General features: G+C 35.5%; 11 protein-coding genes. 1 reads left to right on the plus strand and 10 read right to left on the minus strand.

Annotation, left to right across the window (positions count from 1 at the left end; translation table 11 throughout):
• Positions 1-194: 194 nt before the first annotated feature.
• From C0J27_RS00615 to C0J27_RS00635, 6 genes are all read right to left on the minus strand, one after another.
• Positions 195-689, minus strand: a complete 495-nt coding sequence (locus C0J27_RS00615) for a hypothetical protein (protein ID WP_115585269.1) — start codon at positions 687-689, stop codon at positions 195-197.
• A gap of 190 nt (positions 690-879) precedes the next feature.
• Positions 880-1,452 carry a hypothetical protein gene (locus tag C0J27_RS00620; RefSeq protein WP_162801695.1) on the minus strand — a complete coding sequence of 191 codons (573 nt, stop codon included), beginning with the start codon at positions 1,450-1,452 and terminating at the stop codon, positions 880-882.
• A gap of 310 nt (positions 1,453-1,762) precedes the next feature.
• A complete protein-coding gene (locus tag C0J27_RS00625; protein WP_115585271.1) occupies positions 1,763-2,398 on the minus strand; it encodes a hypothetical protein in 636 nt (211 codons plus the stop codon).
• Positions 2,399-2,442: 44 nt separating this feature from the next.
• Positions 2,443-2,931, minus strand: a complete 489-nt coding sequence (locus C0J27_RS00630) for a hypothetical protein (protein WP_115585272.1) — start codon at positions 2,929-2,931, stop codon at positions 2,443-2,445.
• Positions 2,932-3,002: 71 nt separating this feature from the next.
• Complete coding sequence (locus C0J27_RS05650) at positions 3,003-3,158, minus strand: hypothetical protein (protein ID WP_162801696.1); 156 nt, start codon at positions 3,156-3,158, stop codon at positions 3,003-3,005.
• A 57-nt stretch (positions 3,159-3,215) separates the two neighbouring features.
• A complete protein-coding gene (locus C0J27_RS00635; protein ID WP_115585273.1) occupies positions 3,216-4,730 on the minus strand; it encodes a leucyl aminopeptidase in 1,515 nt (504 codons plus the stop codon).
• 188 nt (positions 4,731-4,918) lie between these two features.
• Between C0J27_RS00635 and C0J27_RS00640 the strand changes: the two genes are divergently transcribed.
• Positions 4,919-5,284, plus strand: coding sequence for a hypothetical protein (locus tag C0J27_RS00640; RefSeq protein WP_115585274.1), 366 nt, complete (start codon positions 4,919-4,921; stop codon positions 5,282-5,284).
• A 101-nt stretch (positions 5,285-5,385) separates the two neighbouring features.
• Here C0J27_RS00640 and C0J27_RS00645 read toward each other — a convergent pair whose 3' ends face one another.
• The 4 genes from C0J27_RS00645 to C0J27_RS00660 form a co-directional block, all read right to left on the minus strand.
• Complete coding sequence (locus tag C0J27_RS00645; protein ID WP_115585275.1) at positions 5,386-12,132, minus strand: hypothetical protein; 6,747 nt, start codon at positions 12,130-12,132, stop codon at positions 5,386-5,388.
• Positions 12,133-12,280: 148 nt separating this feature from the next.
• Positions 12,281-12,928, minus strand: a complete 648-nt coding sequence (locus tag C0J27_RS00650) for a thioredoxin family protein (RefSeq protein WP_115585276.1) — start codon at positions 12,926-12,928, stop codon at positions 12,281-12,283.
• 2 nt (positions 12,929-12,930) lie between these two features.
• Positions 12,931-14,061, minus strand: a complete 1,131-nt coding sequence (locus C0J27_RS00655) for an alpha/beta hydrolase (protein WP_115585277.1) — start codon at positions 14,059-14,061, stop codon at positions 12,931-12,933.
• 403 nt (positions 14,062-14,464) lie between these two features.
• Positions 14,465-16,198, minus strand: coding sequence for an ankyrin repeat domain-containing protein (locus C0J27_RS00660; protein WP_115585278.1), 1,734 nt, complete (start codon positions 16,196-16,198; stop codon positions 14,465-14,467).
• Positions 16,199-16,306: the final 108 nt, after the last annotated feature.

Here is a 16,306-nt window from a genome sequence, read left to right on the forward strand (position 1 = left end):
CGCTTTTTTTATGTAAAGCTACATCAATCTATGTAAAAAACGAAGCAAACTTTGAGAAATTAAACCTGGCTAAGATTTAAAAAAAGTGCATCAGGCCCACTGGCCTACCGATTCCCGGAGTTTTTGTAAAAAACGTAGGGTTCAACGCTCTCTATATAATTGAGTTCGCACAACCTACTGTCTTCTTTTTTAATCTATTTATCTTCGTTCTTCTCAACTGCTTTGGGTAGAAAATTATCATAAAACAATGAAACGAACAACGCTGCTGGTTCATATTCAATATCGCAACTAGAATCTGAAGATTCTTGAGAGTCTGAGTCAGATTCGTACTGATCAGCTAATAATTCTAATGTTTTTTGTATTGATAAGTCGTAGATATTAAAAGCTTTTCCATATTTTTTTAAATAGCGAGCAGCATCTTTATGGTGTCTTCCAAATTCTTCAACCAGAAGGTCAACTATAGGCTGTTTTGCATGCAATGGAATCGGTAATTTGCCGCCATTTAACTCTCGCGTTGCCGTCTTAATCTGACTGCATGATTTAAGATGCATGTGGCTAACAGGCTCATAATGCGCATTAATAATTCGAGATATAGTTATATCCAATTTTACTTGTCGTTCAGACTCCCAATCTGATTGACTTGCAACCATCATCGACCCATACAAAAACGCTACTATAAAAAATATCATAGTCCCCCCTACCTGAAGTTAGAATATAGTAAACAGTTACCGGGTTTGATACTACCATCTTGTTCAATCAAAAGAAAAGTAACTATCAAAAACTTAGCAATACCATGATACGGTAAAGAACTTTATTACAAAAATGGGGTGCATATTTTATATGTGCACCCCTCATAAAAATTATGTGTAAAAATAGTTTTTATTTTTTATCTATGCTACCTGACCCACGCAAATTATTTTTATGCAACGTAATATATGAATTATTCTTTTCACCTTCATAGAAACGATATTGCATTAAATCAGCATCTAATGTTTCTCTTCCAGATTGAGTAACTTTAACATTCGGGTGATGTGCAAAGTCTGGAGTTAACACCAAATCTTTATCAACATACCATGTTTTTATGCCATCAAAAGCAGCTGATTTATCTGTTGTGCATTTTTCGTCCCAATCATTTGTTCTTGCACATATTTTTCCAAGCGGCAAAAATCTATGACTGAGCGTAACTTGCTGGCCAGGCCCTACTAGTTTTTCAATGAAGTCTGATTGAATATATATGAGTTTGTCACTTTCATTACACACATGGACTATTTTTAATGGAGGAGTTACTTGATGTAAAAAAATACAAGCTCCTAGAGCAAATAAACATAATGCTCCTCGATAAGATATCATTTCTCTATCATGATCTGCTTGTGATGAAGCATGTACATCAGACATCAGGGTTAAACTTATACAACAGATCATTAAAAATAATTTTTTAATACCAAATTTCATAAAAACATTCCCTCCACAATGGAATTTATTTGATCATATTTATAGGTAAAAAGCTGACTGCGTAAACCAAATTTATCATTAAGATACTATCCTACGACATAGCTTCGCTCATCTCCCACGCTTCGCATAAAGCTACGCCGGACACAGCCGGAAACATGGGTGGCAGCTGCTACGTTACACTTTTACATCTACAAAATAGTGTATCAGGCCCACCGGCCAGCAAATCCCCGGAGTTTTCATAGAAAACATAAGGCAAAAAAATTATTTTAATAATTTGATTTAATCAACCTAGATTACAATTTAATACAATTTATTTTTTATCGATTTTCAATGATCCTCGTAAATTATAATAAGGCGTATTGATCGATTCAATATTTTCATTATCGCGATACGATTGATATCCTAACTCAACAGCTTCATATTTTGCCTTTGGAGTTAAGCTCAAATCATCTTCTCCATGTACAACCCACTTGCTATATTTTTCCAATGAATCTGATGTAGCACATGTTCGTCTTGCTTGAGTATCACTGACACAAAGGAAATTTAATGGACCTTGTATGTGTAAATCTGCTGCTACATTTGGATTCATCATGACAATTCGACCTTGCGCATCAATAATTACAAGTCCAGGAGTCTTATTGACAATATCATAATTATAATGTTTTGCTTGACTGATTTCATTGATTATCAAATTCGTCATGATAAGACTGATACCTACTAAGCCTACTACTCCTACTGCGATTTCCCCAACTCTACCATAAGTTCTTGAATTACAATTTTGGTACATTGTATAACAATAATTATTAGTCTCTGGTGCACCTTGGGACACTCGTTCATACGAACTATTTTGAGTAATAGAAAATGGACTTTCTGCTGCAAAATTTTTATCGCAGCCAAGGTAAGAAAATAAACTGATAATAAGAATTTTTTTAAAAGAACTGTTCATAATATAGAATCTTTTTTATGCTGTGTTACAAATTAAATTATTATTTATTTTTTTTCTACAAGAACGAGGTCACGTAGATTATAATACGGAGCGTCTGTACCTAAGCTTTCATGTTTATATAAACGAAATGATTGAGCTGTTGCATTCACGCCAGAATATTCATCTTTTCCACGAGTAAAAGTTAAATGATCATGCACATACCAATTACGGTCTTTTAATCCATCTTGCGTTACACATTCACGCTTACCAAAACTAGACCATCCATACGAATAAACTGCACACAATTTTGTTAAATCACCTACTGCATGTATCTTGGCATACTTATTTGGTCGTACAGTTTTTACACAATCTTTATTTGAACCACATCCTGGTTGATAATGTATATCAATTGTTTCATTTTCACGATTGTATATTTGATACGAATGAGTATCAATACCAAAAACGCATCCTACAACAATTCCGGTAATAATACACGATACTAACAAGCAACCGGTAATTTTTTTACACGCAGAAGAAAATTCTACTTCTTGCAATACACTATACCAATCGCTCGTGCTTGTTTGACAAGAGTCCCAGCATGATACACATGATCTTTGGCACGAGACTAGCAAATCAGAACAAGTACTTGATTGTTCGATTGAATAGTCACAGCAGCAGCAATAGCATCTGCTACTGATAATCGAGAACCATGAGTTAATTCTAGCTCTTGATCACCTGCCTGTGATGCATTCAACGGCACATACATCAACATTGCAATCAAAGAAGGCCCCGAATATAACTATTCAGGACCGTACTTAAAAAAATATAATCTAAAAAATTACGCTTTCCAATTCATCGCTAAATCAATCAGCAACCTGACCGATGAACCTGTTGCACCAGAGCGGTAATAACTGATATTTGGCACGTTATACGCAGAACTTGCGATATCCAAGTGTACCCATGGAGTTTTGTTTTCTACAAACTCATGTAAGAACCATGCTGCAGTAATTGTCCCTGCTGCAATTGATCGATTCCCAATGTTTTGCATATCAGCTACTTCAGATTTAATTGCAGTTTTAAAATCAGATGTAAATGGCAACGCCCACACTTTATCACCAGAACGCTCGCCCGCTGCTTTGACCAAATCACTTAATTTTGGATTATCAGACAACAATGCAGAAAAGAATGGTCCGACTGCATAAATACACGCACCTGTTAACGTTGCAATGTCAATAACTGCATCTAACTTATAATTTTTTGTCACATACGATAAAGCATCTGCTAAAACTAAACGCCCTTCAGCATCAGTATTACGAACTTCTGCTGTTTTACCATTGTAGAATTTTAGAATATCGCCTGGCTTTAATGCATCAGGACCAATTAAATTTTCGGTAATGGCAGCAACTGCAACAATATTAACGTTTGGTTGTAGTTGAGCAAGTGCAACGATAGAGTTAATAACTGAACCTGCGCCAGCCATATCTTCCTTCATCTCTTCCATAGAATCTGCGGGCTTAATACTTAGTCCACCAGAGTCAAACGTAATACCTTTACCAACAAACCCAATTGTTTGAGCATCTGCATGTTTTGCTTTGTATTCTAAAATAACAAAACGAGGGTCTTGATGCGATCCACGAGAAACGCCATGCAAACCTTCCATACCCAATTCTTTGATTTTTTTACCGTCAAAAATAGTACATTGCAAACCATGTTCTTGAGCAAGTTCTTGTGCCATATCTGCAATATGTGTTGGTGTTAAACGACTTGGCGGAGTATTAACCCAGTCACGTTCTCTGTTAACTGCCTGTGCAATAATATGCCCTGCGTCAAATCCTTTAACTGCTTGTGTCGCATCAGATCCTTGATAGCTTACCGTGACAGCTAAGTCAGCAGGAGCATCAGCTTTTTTCGATACGTGTGCATCATATTTATAGCCAGCGATTTCTAAAATTGATCCCGTTTGTTGTGCAAAAAATGCACTCTCAAGACCAAATTGTTCTGCTGCAGGCATCACAAATGATAACGATTCTAGATGCTTTGCTTGCGCTGTTGTTATCAATGTACCAAGTGCACGACGATACGTTTCGATGTTTAAAACGCCATCTTCTTTTTTACCAAGACCAACAAAGAAAAATTTGATAGTTTTTTTCTCATGAATAACTGGTAAGGTTACCATGCTTCCAGCACAACCTTTAAATTTTTTATGCTCTAAAAATGTCGCCACGTCAGTTGCTACAATCGTAGAAACAGCTGCATAATCAGCTGGTGTAAAATCTTCTGTTAATAAAATAGCAACACTTTGCGTTGCAAGCTCTTGAAGGCTTTTTGGGCTCCATGCCATCTGAATTTTCATAGTATCCTTGCCTCATACAATATATAGTTCATAGAATCTATTTTCTCACTCTCTAGTGTACCAAAATAATTCCTGAAATCCATAATCGATAAAAATACATCAGATAGCAAGCCGTTTGACTATGTGTATTATTACAGCGTATAATAACTTACAAGAAACACTTTGCTAGAAAAATTTATAGGAGTTATATGAAATACCTGCAATTATTATTTTTATCCCATGTACTTCTTGCATGTGCGGATAATTACGCGAGCGAGAAAACAATCATTTCATCAGTTGCATCTTGCGATGAAATTACATATACAGCTAAATTATATGATATTAAAAACTTAATTGTAGCATTGTGCAGACATACCGACGCTTCTAAAAATTACCATGCAAACTTAAAAAGATATATTGCAAGTTCACCTCATAAAATATCCAGACAATATACTTGCATGACTCAAAAAAATGAACGTCGAAATATGAAAAAACAAGACAATCTCATAACAATGTATGAAAACGAATATATAATTGCAGATGAATTATCAAAATCTATAGATCCAAGTAGATAGTAGATGAAGTTTTTAATGCTGAATTTAAAAAAATGCTGCAAGAATATTAAAAAAAGGGTTGCGTGATGCAACCCTTTTTTTAATATTCTTGCCTTGGTAGATTAATTACTTACGAATAATGATCCTACCTGGCTCCATACAGAATTCACCCAACTAAAAAATCCGGTCGATGTTTCTTGAGTTTGATGAGATCCTAATCGACCAAGCACACCAGCTTGTGCCCGTGATGTAGAATTTTGAACAGCATTTTGATCACGTAAAACATTAATTTTTGAACTATTATTATTAATTAATGTTTGATGCTTTGCAATTGTATCACGTTTATTTTGTAACAAACGTTTTACATAATCATTTTGCTTTCCTTTTGATGTTTTCACGATATCTTTCGTAAGAACATCGATAGCTGCTTGTAACTGCTGATTCTGCTTTTCAAGTCGTTCAATTTGCTCTTGATCTGTTTTTGGCAATGAAACTTTCAACTTGTTGACCTGTTTTTGCAAATCAGCATCAGACTTACGGGTATGCAGCTGCGAAAGCTCATTTTGTAACTGCTGCGCCTGAGTTAATGCCGGTACTACAACTGGCTCAACAAGCTTACTGCCTTCAGTGTCTTCTTGAACAGGAACTTGAGGTTTTGTTGCTCCTTCTTTTGGTTGCATAGAACCTTTTTTAATGTTTTCAGCTTGTTCTTTTTCTATTTGCTCAAACTTGTCATTAAGTGCTCGTAATTTATTCAATTCACTCTTTGCACCATACATTTCAAACTTTTTCAGATCTGCTTTTATTTCGTTTTTTAAAGCTTCAACTTCTGGAGTTGAATCTAAAGTATGCAAAATATCCAAACGATTCTTCAAATTAAGAACTATTTTTTCTTCTGGTGAAAGTTGAGTTTGCTCTTTAACTTCTTTTACCGCTTCAGGTAAAGTAGTAGCATCTGATGCACCACTTAATCTACCAAGCACACCAGCTTGTGCTTGTGATGCAGTTTTTGATGTTGTCGATGCTGTCGATGTTGATGCACGAGCAAATCTTGGTACAAACGGAGCTTTATAGATCAACGTAGCATCTTTACTCATCACCGGCTTACCCATTTTATTCGATACAATTGCACCATCTTTATCAACAACAGATGGTCTACTTACTGCAACAGTTAATTTCGTTGTCAACGAATTCAAGTCAGTCATAGACAATGCAATTCCTCGAGGAACACCTTGTGTATCAAATAACGCACCTGTTTCAAGATCAACGTACCCGTCTTGTGATAAATACGTGCTTTGCTTTTCTTTATTCGCTGTATTAATCTTATCGTTATCAGTCTCTGTATTAATCTTATTGCTATCAGAAGCAAACACTTGCGCTATAAACCGACCATGAACTGTATCTACTTTGATACGAGTTAATGATTTTGTCAGCGTTGCTTGAGCAGCTGCATCTGATGGCGGATTACCAATTTCTTTTATACCAAAATTATCCAACTGCAACGACCCAGAACCTGATGTCGGTAAGAACTGAGCTAAAATAATACCACCTTTAACATCTGCAACAGTCTCTGACTTCCAAGCATTATACTGATAGCTTGTCAGCTGATCGTCTGATAATTGATCAAAAACAAGACTATAATTATAGGTACTACCTCCAGTTACCTTAATTTCGTAATAACTTATACCAGTTGATTGATCATCTTTTCCTGTTGTAAGATCTTTCACATAAGTTTTAGGATCTTTTTTCAATGTTAACGTAACTCTTGGAGCTGTTGTATTACCAACCGCCTTCATTTCAGAGCCCAATGATCCAACATATAGATTATTTGCAAAAACCAGACGCTCTACTACACCATTTTTCAAGATAATTCCAGCATTTCTCATCGATTGAGCTGGCTTTGAACTCATGAGTGAGCGATCTTTGTCGATTGCAACAGGTAACAACGATAATGCTTGCCAGCTGTAACTTGCATCAACTTTATACATTGATGGATTATTTACATCCCAATACACATTATATTGTGTTGCATCATGAATATCTGGCATCGGCGGAATTGTCCCTATACGAGGTGATTGCACTACCGTTACCTGAGTATAAGGATATGCCATTGCTGAAAGAATATTACTTGCAACTGGTTTAGAATCTAATTTTACATTTCCATCAAATGAGCTTTCTACGTTTAAGAAATTTTGATACATGTTTTTATTATCTAAACTGTTAAGCATAACAGCTTGTGTGTAACCATTTTGGTTAAGATACGGTAAGAAAACATCAGTCACATCTGTCCCATTGCGTAGTGCTACTGGATTTGTTAATGGTCGCAATGACCCATCTTGATTATATATGTTACCACCAGCCATACTGATATAGCGAACATCTTTACCATTAACTTCCATCACATAATACGCTTTCATAATCGTATTAAAATAGAAATAAAATGAACTTTTGCCCATCGTAACTGGTGATGTAATGGTTGACAGCGTCGGGAAATCTTGGCTATCTGCATGAATCATTGATGCACCCGTTGCTCCAGGTTTTAAGCTAAAGTCAGCTTTATCAAGCAACATAATTGGTTGCAATGCTGGAACACCTAATTGTTGAGGTCCACCATGTGAAGTAATACAAATACCATTTTGAATCAACGCACTTTCAATCTGAAGATCATTAAAGAAATACTGTAGGTTGCCAGCTGAATCAAACATAGCACCAACATATGTAGTATTGCCTGCACCATCTGCATAAGGAACATCAAAGAACGTGTAGATATACTCAGTACCATCAGTACTTGCAGGTGATACTTGCACATACTGCTTTGAAGTTGGTTCATATTTTAACATCACATACGGAGCTGGCACATACGGTTGCGATGCAACTGCTGCTATTTTTGCAGCAACTTGATCTTTTTTCCAGATAATACCAGCTGTTTCTGGAGTTGTTACGACTGGATCACTTGGCTTTGTAAATGCTTTTCTTGCAGCATCAATATCAGCCTTAAGATCTTTTCGTAATAGTTTTGATACGGAGGTATACAATGATGTCAAACTTGCATCAGAAAGCGTATGAACCGCACCATTCTTGTTATAGACCACGCCAGAAACAAGACTAACCATACATTGTGATGAATCAGTAGAAATTTGCTGGTTTAAAGAAACTCCTTTTGCATCATCATACGTCACAAAATAGTCTTGTGGTTTAAAAGCAGTTGAAGTTCCCGCACCTGCAGCATCTGCATAAAGGTAACAAGTGAGATCTATATCCGCTTGATACATTCCAAGCTTAAAAGTATAAAAACTAAATGGATATACAAACGCGCTTTCAGCTTTTTTATAGTTATTACATGCATTAACAATCGCATTTGTAAAACTATCAGAAAACGCTTTTTTATTTGCAGCATATAAACTATTAACTGCATCCATTGCATCAACTTGATACGTAACACCGTTATTTTTTACCGGAGTTCCTGTTGCATCATACAATATACCAGAAACTAAACTGAGCATATTTGTTGTGCTCGTTGCAGCAGATGCACTCATTGTTCCAAGCGTTTTATCAATCGCAAGCGGGTTTGCGCTATTGGTTAGCACAAAGAAATCTTGTGCTAGTTTTGATGGGTTTGCCATACATGTATACACATATAAACTATTTGACAATGCTTGCTGATCAACAATCTTTAATACTTTATTTGGAGCAGAACCTGTCCACGTAATGCCTGCAAATTCTGCATTAGATGTCGTACTCTTATTTTGATTAGTTATCCAAGCAATCCAATTTGCACGCGCGGTATGAACATAATCTATAAATTGTTGTGACATTGGCTTGCCAGCATTCATACTTGGCAACCTTTGATCTAACCAATAATACGTATTTTGCTTTGCAGGATTAATTGTCCAAACCTTACTATCTAATGATTGAGAAAAACAAGAATTGTTAAAAGCTGTTGATGTAAAATATAAAGATCCATCAGATGCTACAGAATATGATATATCTGATACGATTCCATAGTACCCAACAATTGAACTTGAAGGTAATACTGCTGTCTTTCCAGCTGCATCAATTGGAATTAAAATATCATTATAATTTAATTCTCGAGCATCTTGAGCGACTGGATAAGTATTATAACCAGTGTAAACTGGCATTTTAATACCACCAAGAACAGGCTCTATTGAGTTTAGAAGTGTCTGTATCGTTGCCGTATCTTTTGTCGCATATGAAGGAACTTGTTTAACAAATTCTTCTGGTGTTAGCGTATCGAGTGGACGTAGATTATATTTACCAAATGGTCCCTTGAGTAATAAATCAATCATAGGATTAATAATATCAGTAAATTGAATGTAGAGATCTTTATGCGTTGACGCAAAATCTTGTATAATTCCACTAATTTTATTTTCTAAACTAGAATTTCCATACAACTGAAAAGCATATTGTTGTGGTTTTGTATTCTCAACTGCTTTAGCATTAAGTCCATATAGTGGGACAATTGCCAGTTTTTCTTTTCCAGGTATAACCATTAATTGAGGTAAATAAGAAAAACTAATCTGTCCTTGGCTATTACTGATGTTTCCAATAATTGTCGACCAATATACAATTTCAGGATTCATTTGCATCGTCGGGAAGTTATAATTATTAGGATCTTCCATTGGGACCATCAAAGGAACTAAATTTAATTCATGATCAAAAAATACAATATAATCAGTAATATGATCATTATAAGCAGTTGTTACTGATCCACCAGCTTGACTGCGTAACATTCTAGCTAAAGGAGTATTTTTCGACTGATAAATATACAAACCTTTTGCTGCATAGTTATCCGGTTCTGCACCGACAGGTTTTGCTTTTGTGTATGATCCATCGCTATCAGCAAAACCATATGATACCGTCAAGTCAGCTGAAGAGATTGTTGATTGCACAGCTCCCGGAAAAAATGATAAATAATCCGCAAAATCATCACCTAAACCTTGAATTGGTGTTACCTGGCCAAGAGCTCCTTTTGCAATTTCAGCTGTTAAATCTTGATCTTTTGTCAACTGCTTACCATCAGCATTAATAATAAGACCTGCTGCCAAACTTTCTAACGCAGGAACCAAAAGACACGTTTTACTATTCTTACATGTTTTTATGGTATCAGCTGATAAAACTTTACTTTTTTGTAAGCATCCGCAATTAAATCTATTTGTAATTGCAGATGATGTTGAATTTGCTTTTGATGAAGAAAAAGTATTGGTATACTCAGTGTAAGAACTTGCACTTCCCTGAGTTTGAAGTTGACCCATTTTTGTTGATAGATACGATTCAACACTTTTTGTTTCAGCAGAGCCTACAAGCGGTGCCGCTGGTGTACCGTCTGCTAAACCATCTGCATAAAAAACATACCCAGTGTCTAAATTAACAAGCATTTGCTCAAAATAAGGTGAGTTAATAGCCGCTGAACCCCATTTTTCATAACTTTCCGAAACTCCTGATACAAATATTGGAAGTTTAGAAAGTGCATCAACATTTAAATTATATCGTGCAGGAGGTGGTGTTGTTTTTGCAGTTCCCAGCGAAAATGCCTTTGCATAACCGTTGGTAATGCTTTTAGAAACTGAATTATTATGATCTGGCCCGGTAACTCCTGAATACTGTGCTGCAGCAGATTTTGATAACGGGCTCCCAACTGCATCAACAGGAATTCCATAGTAATAAAATTCAGTCATTTGTGCAGGGTCTTCTACGTTAATTGCAGAGTCAGGCATTTGTAACACAATATTACCAAATTCTATTGGCGTGCTATAGGTCATTAACAAAGCATTTTTTTGCTCTTCAGCTAAGAACGCTGATTCAAAAATACTTGGAATCATAAAGAGAACTGCCATGCCAATAACATCAACAACTCCCATTATTTTTCCAGCACCAGATTTTGCAGCAAGTTTAGCATCTTCTAATGAAACATCTTTATTATAAATTTTCTTGAAAAAACCGTCTTTCTTAAAAAAAGCACTTTCTTCTTCTTTTAATGCTGCTTTATCAGCTTTAGCAGAAAATTCTTCTACCTGTTTTTCTGTATTTTCTGATAAAAATTTTGTCTGTTCTTCAGGTGTCATTTTCTTAAATTCAGCTTCACCAGCTTCACTCAGTTTATTAGTTTTTGCAGCTTCAGCGTCAGCATTTTTCGAAAATTTTTCTTTTTCAGATGGAGTTTTCTTAAAATACTCTGCCTGATCTTCAGGTTTTAATCTGTCAAAAGATTGTTTTTCGGCATTTGACATACCCTTTAATTCTGATTCTTCTGCGGGAGTCTTTGGCTTATATTGAGAAGATGTAGGTTCTTTAATTTCTACATCACCTTCAACTTGTTTTGGCGTACTTTTCGTTGCTGTGCTTTCTGCAGCTTTTCCTGCTTGTTTGGTAGGTAAAATTTCAGCTGATTGATTTTCAGCTTGTCTTAATTTTGAAATATCGTTTTTAGATGCACCCATCTTAAGAAGATCATCATCAGATTTATTAACAAAATCTTTAGTCAATGATTCTGATAACGCTTCAGGATTTTCAATAATACTACTTAAAGATTTGTCAGCCTCACTACTAAAAGATTTTAATGATTCTGTTGTTGATTTCTCAAGATCTTTCATCACAAGACTTGCATCTTTTATTCCTGTACTTTTCATAATATCTGCCGCAGCTTTATCCATTGATTTAGCAAGAGACTGAGTTAATTCATCTGTTACCTTCAGTCCTGCATTTTCAATAGATTTTGCTGCTGATTCCATAGCTGCTTTTGAAGCTGTTTCTGCAGCTTCTTCTGCTATTTTCATGCCATATATACTATGAGGTGAACCCATCGATAATAATAAACATGCGAGAATTGAAATTAAACCTTGCCGTTTCATACTCATCCTTCTTTTAATACATACTACGTCTGATTCTACGTAAAACTAAAATATTACAATGCAAAAAATCAAGACCTTATACTTTTTAAAAAGCTCTTGCCATGATTACCATGAACAAGAGCTTGTATTACACAATAAAACTATATTTTTATGGAATATAAAAAGTGTTTCCCCAGTAACCACCGTTTTCATAAAATGCTCGATAACCATACCATGAATACTGGCCATACGCATTATACGGAGCATACATACCGTACGGATATCGAGAAGCTGCGTACGCTTGGTAACGAGCAATTTGCATCTCTTTTTCGTCCTGTTTTTGCTCAGCTTTGACTGATAAAATATCATCAAATGCTTTTCCAAAATAGTCATCAATAAAATCTAATAAATCCGCTTTACAGACAAAACCTATCAATCGCACAATCTGCTCAGAGATGTTGCTGACAGCTTTTCCGTTATGAAAGAGTAAAAATTGCGGCATACTGTTCCAAGCAACACCATATTTTTTCAAGAGAGGTCGCACAGAATCTTTTGCTGCATCAACGACCAAAAATCCGACTTCATGCTTAAGTAATTTATCATACGGTTGTGTATCTGATGTTGCTGCAACCATTTTTTTCAACTCTTTCATCTGATCTTTTTTACCAAGACTACTTGCATCTAAAAAACAGACGACAGCAAATTCAAATCTATTAATTTCTTCTGAAAAATCTCTTTCATGTTTAATTGGAATATACCGTGCATCGACAACTGATGCGATAAGCACACACATTAAAAACCATACTCTAGTTTTCATATTCAATCTCCTTTTTTATTGTCGACAAATCTTTTTAATATTGCTTGACCATGATCTGTTCCTATGTTTTTAGTCAGACGTTGATCATAAATTTTTTCTTGCTGGCGCTGTGCAATCATCCCTACAGCAATTCGATTTAAAAACTTATTCACACGATACCAGTACATTTCTGGTTCATTGTTGTACGAACCAAAATGCCCTTTTCCAAAAGTAATCCACAGTTCTTTAAAACCAGGTTTATTATCATACACAGCTTTAACTGCAGATGTTGGTACTTTTTTATCATGATCACAATGAATAAATAAACAAGGAACTGTAATTTTTTTAACCGATTCTATGGGTGCTACACGAGTAAATCTTGTTGCAACAGCATTTGAATCAAGGGCCGTAATTTGCTTAAACAAGTAATTGGTAATAATTTGAGCTGATTCATCATACATGTGCGCTAAAATAAATTCTTTACCAGGGATATCCAGCTCTGAACCAAGAATGGTAAGTTTCATTTTTTCATCAAGGCCACGACGCATTGCATTGTCCGTAGAATCGTAAGGGCAATCAAGAATCATTGCATCAAATAAGCTGCCATCTTTTGCCTGAGCTTCGATCGATGCAACTGCACCCATCGAGTAACCGTACACAATTAAAGGTTTTTTAGACATTTCTGGATCAGCCTTAATAAACTGTGCTGCACCCATAACATCGTACGCTTCATCTCGACCAATTGTCGATTTTTGCCCTTCAATTAACTCTCCATGAGCACGAAAATCGAAAGCTAAGACGTTATAAAAAGGAAATAAATGCTTTAAGGCAATTGCATCGCGCTTGCATCCAAGGTAGCCATGACAAATTATCACGGTTCCACGAGCGTTTTGACGACGAACAAGCAACCCTTTTCGCTGCATGGTAGCACCAGAAGTGCCATCAACAAGAACATTAAATATTACTTCTTGAGGTTTACAATCTTTAATCTGTTGCTTTACAGCTTTAAAATCAAGCTGATCTTGATACATCATTAAAGGAAGAAGTTGCCCTGCTGGTATCTGATGTTGTGATGCTTTATTTTCAGCATATACACAACTAAGCTGCATAACGCAAAGATACAAAAATAGAACGAACCCTACTTGTTTTGACATCTTAAAATCCCCCTTAAAAAGATGCTATATAAACTTTTATTACCTTATTATGGTATCAGCTATAAATTGCTATTTGCAACAAAGCAAGATAATAAACAAAGCAAAGCAAGACAGTGAGCGGATTTTACAAAAACAAAAGAGAGGTTGAAACACAAACAGTTTCAACCTCTCTTCTATCGAATATAACAACTTGCCTAGGTTGCGTGAACCAATTTTTTACAAGAAAGTTTTGCCCTACGCTTTCTAGGAAAGCTTCGGGGATCTGCTGGCCGGTGGGTCTGATGCACTCTTTTTAAACTAAAAAAGCGTAAAGTGGACGTCGTCGTCAAATTTCAGGAGATGAGCACAGCGATATCGTAGGTTTTTATTCACATGTAAATCTTGTTCACACAACCTCAAATTTTTATGATATCGTACAACGTGCTGGTTTTCTAAGTCTCTGACGGGCTTCATAGCGGGCCATCCATTCAATCCTTAGTTCTTCAGCTGTATTGCCTTTATTGTCTTTAAGCTCTAAATTGGGATTATAGTGCATTAATTGCAACCACTTTTCATTATCACTATAAGCATAATGCAAAGGAGTTTTACCCTGACAATCTTGCATAGTAATATCAGCGCCGGCGTGCAGCAAAAGATCAATATATTCTTTTGAACAATATATCACTGCATAATGTAAAGGCAGGTCAGTGAGACTGTCAGAAGGATCACCATTAATGTGATCACTATTATCATTTTTGCTATCAGGATTTGCACCCAATTCAAGTAATTTTTGCACAATTTTTATAGATTTTGATTCCAGTGCTAAAAATAATGGTGTTTTTCCTGTATCTTCAAAAATGCTTCCAGTTCGTTGAAATATAATATGCGCAATACCAATAGAAATTGGATCTACTTTTTGCTCTACATCGATTCCTGGATGAGCAATAAGCATATGAAATATTGCAATATTATTACCAGGAAAAAATTTATCGCCTCGATTTGAATATTCAATTGCAAGGTGTAAAGGCGTTTTACCAAGTATATTTTTTGCATGAACATCTGCTCGTGCATCAAGTAATAGACTCACGGCATCGACATGACTATATTCAACTGCTACATGCAATGGTGTTACGTCTAAAATATCTTTACTGTTAACATCTACGCCATCTTCAAGCAACATCTGTATAATTTCTAAAGAATTATTAAGAACCGCTTGATGCAAAGGCGTCCCGCCAAATTCATAACAATGTTTCAATGATTTATTATAGCTATATGTATCAGAACATTGACAGTAATGTGAAAAATCTCTTTGTAATAAATAACTAGTCCCTTGACCACAAGGCAATAGATCTTGAGATTTTCCATGTCCCATGTAACCATCATGAGCAGTTTGCTCTTCAATCTGCAAGGCTATTTTCATCATACCCAACATTCTTTTTACAGCCAAGCTTTCCAGTTTCTTGATATTATCGACTTTTGCAAGCTCGCAAAATGATGCATTGATAATTTGTTTAAAATCCTCTGGACTAGAATAAAAAAAACATTTTTCTAGCCAATTTGGGAATTGATTATTTATGCGCAATTGACACAAATTAAGATAATGCCTGCGATAGGCAACTTCATGATAATAGTTACTACGAACTGCATGATTACAACCAATTGCAAGCAACATTTTGATGGTCTCAATATTATTATGTTCAACTGCTTGACTTAAAAAAGGCACGTCCTGGCAAGGTTGACTTACAAGCCAATTTCTGACAATAGGTCGTAACTTTGTATCATGATATTTCATAATATATCTGACAACAGGATCTGTTTCCTGCGTCATAGTTTTATCTGAGGTAGCAACTACTGCCTGCAAAGCAGTAAGAAATCTATCTTTACATTGTAATGCTATTACATCTTCTATTGTTTGAACAAGATGAGCTAATGATCCTTTATCGGCACTTTCAGACAGAGATTGTTTCATCAGATCTTGCAATGATGCAGCTTGGTGAGGAAATAAAATATCAAATTGATCATTATCCGATACTAAGTCAAAGCCTTGCTGAAGATAATTTTTATCTTCTATTTTTTGTTCTTCAGATGCACGCAACAAGTAGCCAAAAAGACTTAATATCGCCATGCATCTCATCGTAAATATCTTACAAAATTTCATTTTAATTATTTTCTATACTGTAATTTGCATGTCTTATATTATCTATAAATATACAGTAAGTACTATAGTTAGTACACAAAAAAGGCCTGTATGAATATCTTTTTCATA

The sequence above is a fragment of the Candidatus Chromulinivorax destructor genome, assembly GCF_003366055.1.
Classification (GTDB): Bacteria; Babelota; Babeliae; order Babelales; family Chromulinivoraceae; genus Chromulinivorax; species Chromulinivorax destructor.